Source organism: Mesotoga sp. HF07.pep.5.2.highcov (assembly GCF_003666285.1).
GTDB lineage: Bacteria > Thermotogota > Thermotogae > Petrotogales > Kosmotogaceae > Mesotoga > Mesotoga prima.
In genome coordinates this window covers 1-14,416 of sequence record NZ_JFHJ01000328.1, presented here as the reverse complement: position 1 = coordinate 14,416, position 14,416 = coordinate 1, and the positions used below count along the sequence as shown (strand labels likewise).

Genomic DNA, 14,416 nt, shown 5'->3' with positions numbered 1-14,416 from the left:
CTTACGCGTCTCAATGGCCACGTTGAGAAAATGCCTTCCCAGCTCTCCGGAGGTCAGAAACAGCGAGTGGCAATTGCAAGGGCCCTTGTGGGGAGACCGACAGTGTTGCTTCTCGATGAACCCCTTGCGGCTCTCGACGCGAAACTAAGGCAACACATGCTGGTAGAGCTAGACACGATTCATGATGAAGTGGGCATAACATTTATTTATGTAACTCACGATCAAAGTGAAGCTATGTCGATTTCCGATCATGTGGCCGTCATGAATGAGGGGGAGATCATACAGCTTGGAACACCCTTCGAAGTCTACGAGAGTCCAGTAAACGCCTTTGTAGCCAACTTCATAGGAGAAACTAACTTCTTCACAGGGAATGTCGTGAAAGTAGAAGACGAGTACTTTCTGCTGGACACCGAGAAATTTGGAGAGATCTGGTTCTACAAAGATATGGAAGTGATAGAGGGGCAGGAAATTCAGGTATCGTTGAGACCTGAGAAGGTTAAGGTTACTAGGGATATGCCGGTCGCTCCCGAAGGTGTCAAGTTGAATGTGCTGAAGGGCGTCGTCGACGAGACTATCTACCTTGGGAATCAGACGAAGTACACGGTAGCTATTGGCCAATCATATCTAAAGGCGTTCAAGCAACACGTTAGATACTTGTTCGATGAAGTAATCATCACGTGGAAAGACGATGTCTATGTCTGGTGGTTTGCCGATGACAGTTATGTATTAAGAGAGACAGGCGGTGTTCCTGTTGAAGAGTAAGCGGAATCTGACCGGATTTCTGATCTCCATGCCCGGGGTCCTGTGGCTTACCGTTTTCTTTTTGATTCCATATTTGATAATCATACTGTACAGCTTTCTCACTCCGGGAATATATGGAGGAGTAGAACTTCCCTTCACACTCGCTGCATACACCAGAATGCTCGGCAGTGCTGGATACTGGCAGATACTCTGGAAGACCGTGTGGATATCTCTTGTCTCAACAGTCATATGTCTGGGAATTGGACTGCCAACTGCCTATTTCATAGCTACCTCGAAGAGAAGCAATATCCTTTTAACCCTCATAATCGTCCCATTCTGGACGAATTTCCTTGTGCGGATATTCGGGTGGATGGTTATTCTTGGAAGAAATGGGGTTATTAACTCGTTTTTACAGTTCATCGGTTTCGATAGACCTTGACGCTCATGTATACGCCGGGTTCAGTAATACTTGTCATATCCTATATGTATCTTCCGTACATGATACTACCGCTTTACAGCGCGATAGAAAAGTTCGACTTCAGTCTCGTAGAAGCCGCCATGGATCTAGGTGCAAAGAGAACCGAGGCGATAATGAAGGTTCTTATCCCTTCGATCAGAGGGGGGATCATAGCAGGAATAATCCTGGTATTCATACCTGCCCTCGGTTCTTACGCTATCCCCGACCTTGTGGGTGGGACCGACGGAGCGATGTTGGGAAACCTAATTGCCAAACAGCTGACGGCGGCAAGGAACTGGCCCTCCTCTTCTGCGATTTCGATGATATTTCTGTTGATCTCCACTCTGGGTCTCCTCGTTTATATGAGAATAAACAAAGTCCAGACCAAGAGACGGCTTACCGTTCGCGAAAGTTATATGAACGAGGAGGAGATTTGATGGAGACGAAAAAGGTAATCGGGAAGCGCAGATTCTCTATGACCATAGCCACTCTGGCCTTCGTCTTTCTATACCTGCCGATTATCGCTCTAGTTCTACTGTCGTTCAACAGCTCCAGACAGGGTGTTTCGTGGACGGGCTTCACTTTGAAGTGGTATTCTGAGCTGTTCAGACAGGCCGATGTGTGGAGAGCCTTTCTCAACACAGTCATCATAGCTTTTTCGTCGTCCCTTGTGGCGACAGCTATAGGAACCTTTTCGGCAATGGCCCTCTACTGGTATCAGTCAAGGTTGAAAGGCTACCTCGGCATACTGGTTTATACGCCCCTCATAATCCCGGACATTTTAATGGGTGTATCGATGCTGATATTCTTCGTTGCAATAGGCATTCCATTAGGTCTTTTCACGATTTTCATAGCGCATGTAACCTTTTGTGTCTCATATGTCACGGTGACGGTGATGACCAGACTGGAGGACTTCGACTATTCTGTGGTCGAGGCGGCAAGAGATCTGGGCGCGAAGACCAATCAGGTCTTCAGAAAAGTGATTCTTCCGATGATAATGCCAGGGATAATGGCAGGCTTTCTGCTGAGTCTGACATTGTCGATAGACGATTTTGTCATTACCTTTTTTGTTGCCGGTCCGGGATCTACCACTTTGCCTTTAAAGATCTTTTCAATGATAAAGTTCGGGGTTTCCCCGGTAATAAATGCGCTTTCGACTCTGCTCCTGGTTGGGACTCTATTTATCTCTTTCTTTGGAAGCAGATTCAGGAGGCTAATCTTTTAGGAGGTGGAACAATTGATGAAGAAACTGACAATCGTAGGTGCCATACTTTTCGTTTCCGTGCTCACACTAGGTCAGGGAAATCTCATAATCTACGGTTGGTCGGACTACATTCCCAGTGAGGTTATTGAAGCCTTTTCGCAGGAGTATGGCATAAATGTGACTTACGACAGCTACGATTCGAACGAGACAATGTTCGCCAAGATCAAGGCCGGAGCACGAGGATACGATCTTGCAATGCCCTCTGCAGATTACACCAGCATAATGATCAAGGAAGATATGCTCATTCCGATAGACAAATCTCTGATACCCAATCTGGTCAATATCGATCCCTCTGTCATTGAGCAGATGTACTACGATCCCGAAAACACATACAGCATTCCCTACATGGTAGGAACTACGGGAATTGCAGTCAATACGAAGTACGTAGAGAGCTATCCTAGGTCTTGGAAGATCTTTGAACTGCCCCAGTTCAAGGGAATGATGTCGTTGCTGGACGACATGAGAGAGGTCTTCGGAGCGGCACTCAAGTTTCTTGGTTACTCGGTAAACACAACAGACACGGCTGAGCTCCAGGCGGCAAAGGAACTAATACTTACCTGGAAGGAAAACATTGCGAAATTCGACAGCGAACTCTTCGCTAAAGGCGTGTTATCAGGGGAATTCTGGGTTGTGCACGGCTACGGAGAAAACATCTTCTACGAGGCGACCGAAGAGGAGCTCGAGGACATCGATTTCTTCATTCCGGTTGAAGGCAGCACTTTGTGGATCGACAGTTTTGTAATCCTGAAGGGGGCCAAAAATATCGATAACGCCCACTTGTTCATCAACTACATATTGAGGCCGGATGTTGCCGCAAAGATTTCTGATTATCTTCTCTTACCTTCACCGAATGTACCGGCAAGAGAACTTATGGAAGAAGAACCTGTCTACTCTGCCAAAGAGATGGAAAATACAGAACTGATAAAGGACCTTGGAGAGGATCTTAGAATCTACAACTCTCTGTGGAACGAGATTCGGTTCGGCCTTTAGTATAGAGCCTAACAAGGCAATCAGAGCTCGTTCAAAAAAACGCGTCTCCTAGAAGAGATGCGTTTTTCTTTGAAAGTTGGAAGGGTTTGCGAGCATTTGTTTGCATGTGTTACACTTCTACAGGCTGCAGACTTCCTAAGAGGTGAAAGATGGTTTCTATTGGAGAATTCGGAAGCAAGATCAAGGAGAATATTTCCAGGGTAATCGTTGGAAAGGAAAAGACTATAGAGAGGGTACTGGCCGTTCTGATAAGCGGTGGACACGTCTTGATAAACGACGTGCCGGGCGTGGGTAAGACCATGCTGGCGAGAAGCCTGGCGATTTCTCTCGGGCTGGAATTCAACAGATTGCAGTGCACTCCGGACCTTCTGCCTGGTGATGTAACCGGCATAAGTATTCTCAACCTCAAGACAAACGAGTTCAACTTCAGAAAGGGTCCAATCTTCACCCAGATTCTTCTCGTAGATGAAATAAACAGAACGACCCCAAGAACGCAGTCCGCTCTTCTCGAGGCGATGGCCGAGAGACAGGTTACAGTTGACGGCAGGAGTTTCCAGATGGAGAAACCCTTCTTCGTAATTGCCACTCAAAACCCGGTCGAGTTTGAAGGAACGTTTCCGCTTCCCGAGGCGCAGCTTGATAGATTCTCCATCTCCCTAACGATGGGATACCCCGATGAGCAAAGCGAAAGAAAACTTCTAAAGGGAATCTCCGACGAACATCCCATAACTTCTCTAAAGCCAGTATCCGGTCAGGACGAACTCGATTCCGTTCTAAAGCAGGTCAAGGAAGTAGAAATAGAAGACTCCGTTCTCCAATACATTATCTCCATCGTAAACGAGACCAGAAGCCACCGAGACATACAGCTTGGCGTAAGTCCAAGGGGATCGATCGCCCTTATGGAAACGGCCAGGGCCCTTGCAGGTATCAGGGGCAGAAGATTCGTCATTCCCGATGATGTCAAGGAAACGGCCTGCGATATTCTTTCCCACAGAATAATAATCAAGCCTGAAGCCCGGCTTATGAGAAGGACTAACAGGGATGTAATAAACGAAATAGTCGAATCTCTCCCAATACCGATCAATAATGAAAAGACTTGAGCTGGAGGAGATAAGATCTCGAAAAGGACCGCTCATAATTGCGACGGGCTTCTCTGTCGGTTGGTCTCTTTTCTTTTTCAATGTTTATTCGGCAATGTTTTTGACCCTCTCTGCGGTTGTATGGATCTACTACTATCTTTCTAAACTCATCCTGAAAAATCTTACAATTGATCGCTCCGTTGATAGAGAAAGGCTCTTTCCGGGCGAAACCCTTACTCTCGTTCACAATATTCGTAGGGTACCTTTCATCTCTCTCGGTCTCACTGTAATCCCCGTCACTAGAGCCGAGAGAGAGTACGCAGCACCAAGAGAGAGTTCGATCTCCCTTTCCTCTACCGAGGACAGCAGAGTAGAATCCAAGGTGGTTTTCAGAAGACGGGGCGAGAAGGATCTTTCGAGACTAATCGTTGCCTGCAGAGATCCGCTGGGACTCTTTTCTCACAGCGCCACGTATTATACGCCTCAATCGGTACTTGTACTTCCCAAAGTGATGGATCTTGAAACCTTTCCTCTAAGGCTAAGAGAACTACTTCCCGGAAGAGAGAGCGACTTCAGACTGATGGAAGATCCCGTTGACTTCAAAGGAATAAAAGAATACGAGAGAGAATCTTTGAACAGGATACACTGGAACGCCTCGGCAAAACTCGGAAAGCTAATGAGTAAGGAATTTGGATACACTGCCGTGAGCAAAACAGTTCTCTATCTGGATCTGAATCTTTCGAGAGAGGTCTTTGCCCGTGATGTCTGGGAAAGGATAAGGATAGATTACGAAGAGATAGCCGTTCAGCTTGCCCTAGGTCTAATAAGGCTTTCCTACAGATTTGGAGGAAGTATACGACTGGTAAGCGTGGGAGAAGAGGTATTGAGATTGAGCGATCGGGGAAGAGACTGGATAGACTTCGCCGAAGCCCTTTCAAATACAAAGGGTATCGATCATGGATCTCAGCTATGCGAAATAATTGAAGACGACCTTGAACAGTTCGATCCCTCGACAACTGTTGTCCTAATATCGCTATATCTCGGCGAGGAGATTCTGCCCCAACTCTTGAGGGCAAGGTCTCACGCCAGTAGAGTCGTAGTCCTTATAATACCGTTCAGTCCCAGAGAACCGTGGATGAAGAGAAACGTATCTTATCAGATGCTTCCGAAAACGATCGATGAGCTTAAGAAACGCGCGGCCTTCCTCGAAGAAGAGCAGATAATCGTACGAGTGGTCGGAGACGACCAGTCGATTCAGGAGGTGCTTCTAGATCTCTAAAATAGACAAAACCTCTATAGCCGCCTCGATCGTTGTATTCGCTGTCAGTTATGTACAGCTGTTCTTTTCCGGTGGAGTTGTTTTAGCACTAATCCTCGCAGGAATGGTAGGCTTTCTCTTCTACTTTGGAAGAACGAAGGCCGGCTGCAGTATCTACTTCGTTCTCCCGGTCTTACTCTTCACTACTACGATACTGCTTATAGGCGTCTTCAGAACGGATGTCGTACAATCGCTTTCTGCACTGGGATCTATTGTAGGAGTAATACTCTCGATGGACAGAAGTGTCCGTCTTGCAGTTCCCGGTCTCTTCATGGTAGGAGTTTCGCTTTCTTTTAGTCCCAATCTCTTTCAAACCGGAGCTTACATTACACTTGCCGTAATCCTTGCCAGACTTCTCATGACACGCAATGTTCCGAGACTCTTCCTTTTGCTCTCAATCTTGATCCCCCTGCTTTCTCTGAGCCTTTTGGGAAACTACAGAGGAGGCGTCTTATCAAATGAAGAAAGAACCTCTACGGCCAACCTAGTAGAAAGCGAAAAGGAATTATTCCCAGAAGAGGGTCTCACCAAAGACGCTACGGTATTGACATCTCGACCCTCTTCAAGAGGTTCTGCAGATGATATCGATTTTCTTGTCCTTGAAGAAGTCGCCGAGGTACGGCTTATAGACTCTGTCTTTCTCTTTGGATTCTACACAATAGCTTTGATCCTTGTAATTGTTGTATCCAGGAAGACCATCCTGGAAATGGGGCGATGGAGTCGTCTTATCCCTCCGTCTATTGTTCTTCTTTCGGTAGTGGCAGTACTGATTGGAGGATTCATGTATTTAAGATCTCTCCCTCTTTCCGAAGAGATCGTATTAGGGACGGGCGGTCCCTCCAATCAGACGTCCTTTGCGCCTTCCCAATCGGTTACAGGACTGCCTGAAGAAAACGAAGAAGATGAACCCGAAGCCATCCTTAACAAATCGGCGGCTTACAATATTCTCAGATGGTCGACTCTAGCTGGAATTCTCCTTCTTTCTGCCCTTCTTGCGTATTTTGTGACAGTCATTGCTAGAAAGAACCAGACTGTATCTTCAACTCTTAAATCCAAAGACACGATCTTGACGGAGGTTCGTCAAAGCGCGTCTGTACCTCCCAAATTCAGTGAGGACAGAGAATTCATTATCTCAAGCTACAAGTGGTTAAGAGAGTTCTACTTTGAAGAGTATTGCCAGCTAACTCCCTTCGAACTGATTCAGGAGACGGAGGCTTCGCTGAAGCATCTTCTAATTGAACTTACGGAAATCTATGTTCCAGTCAAATATGGGAATCTAGAACCGGAAATCTATCAGTGCAGAGAGTTTCACAAGCTTTTACTGGGCCTGAAGGAACTTCTGGACAGAAAAAAAGGAACTTTTGATAATGCATAGCAACTACTATGTGCGCGGCTTTTCGCATATTGAACAGCTTGCATTTTAGAAATAATCAAATTCATTTGGAATCGGCTTGCATTTTATTCAGTTGTGTGTGTTATAATCATTCTGTCCAAAGGACACTATCGCTTTGCAAGTGGTGCAAGGTAGTTTTAAGGAGGAACATTTAAGTATGACAGGAACAGTAAAGTGGTTCAACGGAACAAAAGGTTATGGATTCATTACTAAGGATGACGGTGGGGACGTTTTCGTTCACTTCTCAGCTATTGAGATGGACGGTTTCAAGACCCTTGACGAAGGACAGAGAGTCGAATTCGAAGTCGAAGACGGTCCAAAGGGTCCTCAGGCAGCAAAAGTTAGAATTGCGAAGTAATCGATTGTCCATATAAGGAACCCGATCGCCCGCTTTCAGCGGGCGATTTTTTTATGTATCGTGACCATCTGACTAATCCCCGGTCATTGTGCTAACATATCAATAATCGAACTAATTAGTGGGAGGTAACGATGAGCTCCAAATTTTTGAATCTGCTTGACGGAACGATGTTCTTCAATGCCTTTTCTTCTGGTGCCACTGCCGTAATAAGAGAGCAGAACGACCTGAACAGGATAAACGTCTTTCCTGTTCCCGACGGCGACACCGGAACGAATCTCGCCTCTACGATGCGGTCTATTCTTGAGCTGACAGATGTCTCTCATTCGATTGGCAAGACAACGCGATCGATAGCCGATGCCGCACTCATGGGAGCTCGTGGAAACTCTGGAGCGATATTCGCCCAGTATATGCACGGACTGAGTACCATCATTGGAGACAGAGACAGTATCGATAGAAAGACCTTCGCAAAGGCAGCACATGAAGCGATTTCATATGCCTATGATGCTATGGTAACCCCCGTCGAGGGGACGATGCTGACCGTGATGAAGGATTGGGCCGAGGCTTTGATCGCCATAGAAGACTCGGAAAGATCGTTTTTCGAGATGGTCGAACGATCGAACGAAGTAGCGCTCAAGTCTCTCGAAGAAACACCGGAGAAGCTGGCCGTGCTGAAGAAGGCCGGCGTAGTCGACGCCGGAGCGAAGGGCTTCGTAGCCTTCATCGAAGGTATAAAGACTTTTCTGAGCGGAAGAGGCGTCAATCTTGAAGACGAGATCATCCCCGATATCGAATTGAAAAAACACGTCCATATAGATGAAGGCAACATCAAGAACAGATACTGCACCGAGGCGATAATCGAAGGTTCTCGACTGGACGTCAATGGAATAAAGTCGATCATCAGTCAGTTCGGAGATTCCGCCTGGTAGCGGGAACGGACACTAAGGCAAGAATCCACGTTCATACTAATGAACCGGCAGAGCTCTTCTTCAAGCTGAAGGACTTCGGCACAGTTACTCAGCAGAAAGTCGATGACATGGAGATGCAGTACAGGGTGAGTCAGAAGAGGAAGTATCCGATCGCACTTGTTGTTGACTCCGTTTGCGATTTACCGAAGGAGGTAATTGACTACTACCAGATTCAGATGGTGCCATTGTATCTCAACTTCGGCAAGAGTCAGTATCTAGACAAAATAACGTTGAAGGCAGATCAATTCTACACGCTTCTCGACACGACGGAGGACTATCCGGTTTCGGCTCAACCGGGATTGAACACTTTCCAGAATTTGTACCACTTTCTTGGAACCCATTATGATTCTATTATAGCTATCCACGTCTCGGACAAACTAAGCGGTACATGGAACGCCAGCACCAAAGCCGCAGAACGCATGAAGGACAAAAAGATCAGCGTAATAAACTCCCGGCATGTTTCGGGGTCCATTGGTCTGCTCGCGCTCACGGCCGCCAGAATGATAGAGGAAGGTCGTAGCCACGATGAGATCGCAGAAACAATCGAGTCCCTGTCAAAAAACACAAGGATCTTCGTGAGTGTCAACACTTTGAAGTACATGGTGAAAGGTGGAAGGGTAAGTCCAGTTCTAGGGCTGGTCGGTAAGGCAATGAATCTTAAGCCGATTGTATCGGTAGACAAGGAAGGAAATTCGAAACTCTACGGAAAGGCCTTCAGCAAGTTAGGCAACATGAAAAAGATACTTGGTTTTGTGGAAGAGCTGAACAGAAAGTGCAGCGTTGTATCTTACAATATTACTCACGCTCATGCCCACAAGACCGCAAAAGCGTACGAGGAAAGCCTCATGAAACTGCTTGGAAAGAAGCCCGAGTACATTATGGAAGTCTCCCCTGTTGTTGGTATTAGCGCGGGGGTCGGTGCTGTAAGCGTTTCCGTGCTTTGCGAAAGAGACACCTGGTCTCCCGATGTCAATATCAAGTGAGGTGAAGAGATGACTTATGTGATTCTTTCCAGTTCTTTAGTGGTCCTTGCTTACATGTCTCTGTTCTTTGCTATCGGCACTTTAAAGAAAGACAATTCCGTTGTCGATATAGGCTGGGGCGCTGGATTCGTTGTTGTTGCTTTGTTCACGCTCTTCGTGTATGGAGAGTTCAATGCAAGGCAGGTAATCACGACTGTCTTGATTGCGTTTTGGGGAATCAGATTGACCACACATATTTTCAAAAGAAACTGGGGGCGTGGTGAGGATTTCCGTTACGTTCAGATGAGAGAGAAGTGGGGAGAGAAGGTATTGATAAGATCCTTCCTGCAGATCTATATGTTGCAGGGCCTTTTTATGGTGATTATCTCTTACTCAGTAATGCTAATTAATAGCCATTCGGGAAGGTCATTTGGATTTTTGGACGTTCTCGGAATTCTTATTTGGGTCTGCGGCTTTTCCATCGAAGCAATAGCAGATAAGCAGTTGAGGGATTTCGTGAAGACTAAGAAACCCGGAGAGATAATGACAAAGGGTTTGTGGAGATACTCTCGCCACCCCAATTATTTCGGCGAGGCCGTTCAGTGGTGGGGTATATTCGTCATTGCCCTTTCAATTGAAGGGGGAATATGGGCAATCATAAGCCCGATAACAATAACCATATTGTTGAGATTCGTTTCTGGAGTGCCCTATCTGGAACGGAAATACAAGCAGTACCCGGCATTCAGGGAGTACATGAAAGAAACAAACGCATTTGTCCCCTGGTTCCCTAGAAAGAAGTCGTGACGTAGAAATGGAAATCTTGTTCTCCGCGCTCTTGGCCTATCTGATTGGATCCATTCCCACAGCATTTCTCATCGGGAAGAGTCTCTATGGATTCGACATAAGAAAACAGGGCACCGGTAATATGGGAGCTTCCAACATGGTTGCCGTAAAGGGCTGGAAGATTGGAATCCTCACTGGAGCTATCGACTTCATGAAGGGCCTGGGAACGATCTTGATTATTAAGGGCGTCTCCCTTCACTGGACCTATCAGATGCTTTTCATTGCGGCCAGTTTTGCCGCGATCGGTCATATGTATCCCGTCTTTCTGAGGTTCAAGGGTGGGAAGGGAACCGCAACACTGGCCGGTGGCCTTATAGGTCTTGATTACCAGGTCGCCCTGATCTGTATGGTCATACTTCTCGCTTTTATCGCGATTACGGACTACGCGGCTCCGGGCATTATTGCAGTCTCTTCAGTAATGATCTTCCTTTTCAGAATCTTTGGGTACAGATGGGGAATATCTCTTCTTTTGATACCCATTGCAGTAATCATGATAGCTAGAAATCTCGAGAATATTCAGAGGATTTTGCGGGGAGAAGAACCGGGGCTGCGGGCGCACATAAGAAAAAAGAAAAGGGCCCCGCAAAAAGGGGCCTAAGGGTGATTCTCTCAAATTCCCAGGTACACTTTTCTAACCTCTTCACTTTCAAGTAGTTCCTTTGCTGAACCTTGAAGTGTAATCTTTCCTGTTTCCAGCACATAAGCATATTTCGATATTTCAAGGGCCTTGGCCGCATTCTGTTCGACAAGCAGTATGGTAACTCCCCGCGAATTGAGTGTCTGGATTGCCTGAAAAACCTCTTCAACGACAATGGGTGCTAGACCGAGCGAAGGTTCATCCATCATTATTAGATCGGGATTCGCCATAAGGCTTCTACCTATAGCCAGCATCTGCTGTTCTCCACCGGAAAGCGTTCCTCCGGACTGTTTCAATCTCTCTTTTAGAACAGGGAAAAGCGAGAAGACCGCCTCGAAGTTGCCTTCTATCTCTTCTTTGTCCTTCCTGTTGTATGCTCCCATAAGAAGATTCTCTCTAACCGTGAGATTTGAGAATATCCTCCTTCCTTCAGGTACGAGAGAAATCCCAAGCTTTGCCGTTCTGGCGGCTCCCAGCCTGTTGATATTGTTCCCTCTGAAAGAGACTTTTCCACCGGAGGGCCTTATCAGTCCGCTTACGGCACCAAGCGTGGTGCTCTTCCCGGCGCCATTAGAGCCTATTATAGTTACAATACTGCCCTCCTCAACGGAGAGCGTTATGCCTTTTACTGCCTTGATGACACCGTATGAAACCTGGAGCTCATCAACGCTGAGAATTTCATTTGCCAACCGTAACCCACTCCCTACCCAGATAGGCTTCGATAACCCTCACGTCCTTCTGAACAAAGGCGGGGTCCCCTTCACTGATGGTCCTTCCGTGATCCAGAACCATTATCCTTTCACAAAGCCCCATTACCAGTTTCATATCATGCTCTATGAGCAGAACTGTAAGGCCGAAATCGTCGCGAATCCTTCTGATAGTATCTACAAGGCCTGCCGTTTCAGAGGCATTCATCCCGGCGGCCGGTTCGTCGAGAAGAAGAAGAGTCGCCCCTGTCGCCATTGCCCTTGCAATCTCCAGTAGCCGTTGCGAACCATAAGATAACGCGCTGGACTTTTCATTCGCCAGCATTTCGAGACCGAGAACACTCAGCAGTTCAAGAGCCTTGTTTCTCATCTCCCGTTCCTTCTTGGAATAACCCAGTCTGGAAACGCTTTTGAAAAACCAGCTTACGGCCTTTCCATTGCTTGCAATCGTATGGTGTTGAGAAACCATTACGTTCTCTAAAACGGTAAGATCTCTGAACAGACGGATGTTCTGAAAAGTCCTTGCAATCCCAGTTCTTGTTATCTTATCCGGTTGGAGCGCCGTTATCTCATTATCCCTGAACAATATACGACCATTTGTGGGTTTGTAGTGTCCCGTTACCATGTTGAAGATCGTCGTCTTTCCGGCACCGTTCGGGCCGATCAAGCCAAAGATCTCGCCTTCTTCTACGCGAAGCGTTACATCCTTCACTGCGGTGAGTCCGCCGAACTTCATTGTGACATTATCAAGTGTGAGCAGACTCATCTCTTGTATCTCCTCTTGAAAACAGAAACGAGTCCATCCCAGGAGAACTCACTTCTTCCCATCAGTCCCCTCGGCCAGAAGATCATAATTATCACGAAGAGTCCCGAGAAGACGAGCATTCTCATCCCGCTTATGCCCATAATCTTGAAACCCAGGATATTCATGGGACCCTCGAGGAAGCGTAGCCACTCACTAAGGAAAGCAAAAAGCGCTCCGCCGATTATAGCTCCTGTTATGCTTCCCAGCCCGCCGAGAACTATCATTATCAGAACGTTGAAGGTGAGAAGGATGCCAAACGTATTTGTCCTAGGATCGATTGTGCTGAGCCAGTGTCCGTACAAAGACCCGGAAATCCCCGCAAAAAACCCGCCAAGAACAAAGGCTGTCAACTGATGCTTGAAGACATTTATCCCCATCGCTTGAGCCGCGACTCTGTCTTCTCGTATAGCCCTCAAGGCCCTTCCGAAGGAACTGTAAGCAAGACTCAGGACAGTGGCTACGGTAACAAGCAACCAGCCCCATGCCCACCAGACATTCGTGTGATCGGGAAGCGCCTTTAGGCCCAGCGCCCCGTTTGTTATTGAATTGAGATTAAGCGCAAAGATCCTGATTATTTCGGAAAAACCGAGCGTCGCAATTGCAAAGTAGTCACCTGTAAGCCTCAACGACGGCCAACCGATCAGGAAAGCAAATACGGCCGCGACGAGACCGGCAATTATCGTTGCCCAGAAGAAGGGAATCTGAATAGAGTTCAAAGGCCACACCAGTTTCTCAATGAGAAAGGTCATCTCCTTTTGCTCCGGCGACAGAGTCAGGAGCGCGGAAGTGTATGCTCCAACCGCAATAAACCCTGCATGTCCCAGCGAGAAGACTCCCGATATTCCATTAACCAATGTAAGGCTTACCGCCATGATTCCATATATACCAATAAGCGTTATTATTCTCGAATAATAGCTGTTCAGTAATTCCTGCGAAAGAAAAAGAAGAAGCGCTATGGAGGGTAATGCTATCAAAGTGAGTATCATTTTGGTCCGCTTCTTCATTCAATCACACCTTTACTATTTCAGGCCTTCCAAGCAGACCGGATGGCTTGATTGAAAGGACGATTATCAGGATGAAGAAGGCGAAGGCATCTCTGTAACCTGCCGCCCCGGGCATTATTCCTACCATCATGACTTCGGTTATTCCAAGTATCAGACCTCCGAGAACCGCTCCCGGCACTGAACCTATTCCTCCGAAGACGGCGGCGACAAAGGCCTTCATTCCGGGTATAAATCCCATATAGGGCCAGACCTGGGGATATCTTATTGCCCAGAGTATTCCACCAATCCCTGCAAGCGCCGAGCCGAGTGCAAATGTCATTCCGATTACCCTGTCGACATTGACTCCCATAAGCGATGTTGTCTGAATATCCAGGGAAACGGCCCTCATAGCCATTCCCACCTTTGTTTTGAAGATGAACCACCACAAAAAGACGAGCGCAATTGCAGCAACGATAAGCGTTATGAGAGAGATTACCGGAAATCTTATCCCACCGACTATCACCTCTCTCCCATACTTGACCTCCATCTCACCGCCGATGATAATCATTTCATTGAGAGATTGGGGGAAGATAGTACGGAATGATCTCGGGATACCGGAGAATACGACTACCGCAAGACTTTCAAGAAAGAAAGAAACACCGATAGCCGTTATCAGCGCCGATATTCTAGGAGCATTCCTGATAGGTTTGTAGGCAATCCTGTCAACCGTAAATCCCAGAAGAGCAGCGCAAGCTACGGCAAGAATGGCCGCCAGATACCATGGAAGCTGCGCAAGAGTCACAAAGAACAGAGCAAAATAAACGGCCATCATGAAGATGTCGCCATGAGCGAAATTGATCAGCCTTAGAATCCCGTAAACCATTGTATAGCCTATCGCTATCAGGGCATAAAGG

17 protein-coding genes and 1 pseudogene are annotated in these 14,416 nt (G+C 47.0%); 14 read left to right on the top strand and 4 right to left on the bottom strand.

Annotation, left to right across the window (positions count from 1 at the left end; all coding sequences use genetic code 11):
- From BG32_RS07280 to BG32_RS07230, 14 genes and pseudogenes are all read left to right on the top strand, one after another.
- Positions 1-762 (top strand): ABC transporter ATP-binding protein (locus BG32_RS07280; RefSeq protein WP_147434870.1); only part of this gene is annotated, 762 nt, incomplete at its 5' end.
- A complete protein-coding gene (locus BG32_RS16415; RefSeq protein ID WP_259459587.1) occupies positions 752-1,180 on the top strand; it encodes an ABC transporter permease in 429 nt (142 codons plus the stop codon). The genes BG32_RS07280 and BG32_RS16415, both read left to right, overlap by 11 nt.
- 5 nt (positions 1,181-1,185) lie before the next feature.
- On the top strand, positions 1,186-1,635 hold the full coding sequence (locus BG32_RS16410) for an ABC transporter permease (protein ID WP_259459586.1): 450 nt from the start codon (positions 1,186-1,188) through the stop codon (positions 1,633-1,635).
- Positions 1,635-2,423 (top strand): ABC transporter permease, encoded by a 789-nt coding sequence (locus BG32_RS07270; protein ID WP_121526622.1) that lies wholly within the window; start codon positions 1,635-1,637, stop codon positions 2,421-2,423. The genes BG32_RS16410 and BG32_RS07270 overlap by 1 nt, the downstream gene beginning before the upstream one ends.
- A gap of 15 nt (positions 2,424-2,438) precedes the next feature.
- Positions 2,439-3,452, top strand: a complete 1,014-nt coding sequence (locus BG32_RS07265; RefSeq protein ID WP_099772504.1) for an extracellular solute-binding protein — start codon at positions 2,439-2,441, stop codon at positions 3,450-3,452.
- Between the two features lie 149 nt (positions 3,453-3,601).
- Complete coding sequence (locus tag BG32_RS07260) at positions 3,602-4,552, top strand: MoxR family ATPase (RefSeq protein ID WP_014731885.1); 951 nt, start codon at positions 3,602-3,604, stop codon at positions 4,550-4,552.
- Entirely contained in the window at positions 4,539-5,810 is a 1,272-nt protein-coding gene (locus BG32_RS07255) for a DUF58 domain-containing protein (protein WP_121526621.1), read from the top strand. Before BG32_RS07260 ends, BG32_RS07255 begins: the two co-directional genes overlap by 14 nt.
- A gap of 103 nt (positions 5,811-5,913) precedes the next feature.
- Positions 5,914-7,224, top strand: coding sequence for a hypothetical protein (locus BG32_RS07250; RefSeq protein WP_121526620.1), 1,311 nt, complete (start codon positions 5,914-5,916; stop codon positions 7,222-7,224).
- A 175-nt stretch (positions 7,225-7,399) separates the two neighbouring features.
- On the top strand, positions 7,400-7,600 hold the full coding sequence (locus BG32_RS07245; protein ID WP_006489472.1) for a cold-shock protein: 201 nt from the start codon (positions 7,400-7,402) through the stop codon (positions 7,598-7,600).
- Positions 7,601-7,731: 131 nt separating this feature from the next.
- Positions 7,732-8,526: a DAK2 domain-containing protein gene (locus BG32_RS16405; protein WP_259459585.1), complete on the top strand. Its 795-nt coding sequence runs from the start codon at positions 7,732-7,734 to the stop codon at positions 8,524-8,526.
- Positions 8,520-8,591: pseudogene (locus BG32_RS17110) on the top strand (hypothetical protein); the annotation flags it as partial. The gene BG32_RS16405 and the pseudogene BG32_RS17110, both read left to right, overlap by 7 nt.
- A gap of 60 nt (positions 8,592-8,651) precedes the next feature.
- Positions 8,652-9,548 carry a DegV family protein gene (locus BG32_RS16400; protein ID WP_409072652.1) on the top strand — a complete coding sequence of 299 codons (897 nt, stop codon included), beginning with the start codon at positions 8,652-8,654 and terminating at the stop codon, positions 9,546-9,548.
- A gap of 9 nt (positions 9,549-9,557) precedes the next feature.
- Positions 9,558-10,331 carry a DUF1295 domain-containing protein gene (locus BG32_RS07235; protein ID WP_014731881.1) on the top strand — a complete coding sequence of 258 codons (774 nt, stop codon included), beginning with the start codon at positions 9,558-9,560 and terminating at the stop codon, positions 10,329-10,331.
- 7 nt (positions 10,332-10,338) lie between these two features.
- On the top strand, positions 10,339-10,968 hold the full coding sequence (locus tag BG32_RS07230) for a glycerol-3-phosphate acyltransferase (protein ID WP_121526619.1): 630 nt from the start codon (positions 10,339-10,341) through the stop codon (positions 10,966-10,968).
- An 11-nt stretch (positions 10,969-10,979) separates the two neighbouring features.
- On the opposite strand, the gene BG32_RS07225 is transcribed toward BG32_RS07230, so the two are convergent.
- From BG32_RS07225 to BG32_RS07210, 4 genes are all read right to left on the bottom strand, one after another.
- On the bottom strand, positions 10,980-11,696 hold the full coding sequence (locus BG32_RS07225) for an ABC transporter ATP-binding protein (RefSeq protein WP_006489481.1): 717 nt from the start codon (positions 11,694-11,696) through the stop codon (positions 10,980-10,982).
- The gene (locus BG32_RS07220) at positions 11,686-12,480 is read right to left on the bottom strand and encodes an ABC transporter ATP-binding protein (RefSeq protein ID WP_121526618.1); all 795 of its coding nucleotides are present in this window, start codon (positions 12,478-12,480) and stop codon (positions 11,686-11,688) included. The genes BG32_RS07225 and BG32_RS07220 overlap by 11 nt, the downstream gene beginning before the upstream one ends.
- The gene (locus BG32_RS07215; protein WP_236609168.1) at positions 12,477-13,523 is read right to left on the bottom strand and encodes a branched-chain amino acid ABC transporter permease; all 1,047 of its coding nucleotides are present in this window, start codon (positions 13,521-13,523) and stop codon (positions 12,477-12,479) included. The genes BG32_RS07220 and BG32_RS07215 overlap by 4 nt, the downstream gene beginning before the upstream one ends.
- A gap of 4 nt (positions 13,524-13,527) precedes the next feature.
- Positions 13,528-14,416 (bottom strand): branched-chain amino acid ABC transporter permease (locus tag BG32_RS07210; protein WP_147434869.1); only part of this gene is annotated, 889 nt, incomplete at its 5' end.